This is a genomic window from Burkholderia sp. E168m23 (assembly GCF_016586125.1).
Classification (GTDB): Bacteria; Pseudomonadota; Gammaproteobacteria; order Burkholderiales; family Burkholderiaceae; genus Burkholderia; species Burkholderia orbicola.
The window spans coordinates 1-1,043 of record NZ_BCPP01001475.1; the positions used below are offsets into that span (position 1 = coordinate 1).

A 1,043-nucleotide genomic window follows, 5' to 3' on the forward strand; every position below is an offset into this window, starting at 1 on the left:
CTCTGAAAATAAGGAATCGTATAACTTCGTATAATGTATGCTATACGAAGTTATTACGGTGACGATCGATTCGCGCGAAGCGCAGGCCGCGCTGAAGACGTTCCTTGCGCTGAAGGCGTTCGCGCCGAAGGACGTCGACGTATACGGCGCGGCCGAAGTGCGCGACGCGCTGCAACGCGGCACGGCGGCGCAGTCGATCGAGGTGTGGCCCGCCTGGGTGCCGGCGCTCGATGACGCGAAGCAGTCGCGCGTGGTCGGGCAGATCGCGCTGCAGCCGCCGCCGGGACAGACCGCGGGCCCGGCGCCGATGCTCGGCATCTGGCAGATGGGCATTCCGAAGGACGCGCCGCACGCGAAGCTCGCGCAGGACTTCCTCGCTTACCTGACCGCACGCGATACGCAGACGCGCCTCGCCGGCATCGGCATTCCGCCGACCCGCCGCAGCGTGTTCAACGATCCGGCGCTGGTGCGCCAGTATCGCTGGTATCCCGATCAACTGAAGGCGCTCGAGGCCGGCCGTGCGCGGCCGCGCGTGACGGACTGGCAGCAGGTCGAGAGCATTCTCGGCGATCAGCTTCAACTCGCGCTGACGGGGCAGGCCGCGCCCGACGCCGCGCTGCGCCAGGCGCAGCAGAAGATCGCGCAGGCGACGGCCGCGGCCGGCAAGTGATCGCGCACGTCGATCCATCGGCCGGAGGCCGCGCATGAAAGCGTTCGGCCGCAGCCTGCCGTTCGTCGCGCTGCTCGGGCCCGCGCTGCTGGTGCTCGCCGCGCTCGCGCTGTATCCGGTCGCGCAGGTGCTGATCGACTCGTTCTGCCGGGTCGATTACTCGGCCGGCCGCCGCGCGTTCGCGGGGCTCGCGAACTATCGCGCGGTGCTCGGCGACGACGCGTTCGCGGCCGGCTTCGGCAACACGCTGCGCTTCACGATCGTCGCGTCTCTCGCCGAAGTCGCGCTCGGCTTCGGGCTCGCGCTGCTGTTCGTGCGCGCGTTTCCGGGTCGCCGCATCGCGCTGCCGCTCGCGATCCTGCCGATGATGCTG

At 69.2% G+C, this 1,043-nt stretch carries 2 pseudogenes; both read left to right on the forward strand.

Annotated features, from left to right (window positions below):
- Positions 1–58: 58 nt before the first annotated feature.
- Positions 59–670, forward strand: a pseudogene (locus JMF90_RS38255) (extracellular solute-binding protein); the annotation flags it as partial.
- Positions 671–704: 34 nt separating this feature from the next.
- Positions 705–1,043: pseudogene (locus JMF90_RS38260) on the forward strand (sugar ABC transporter permease); the annotation flags it as partial.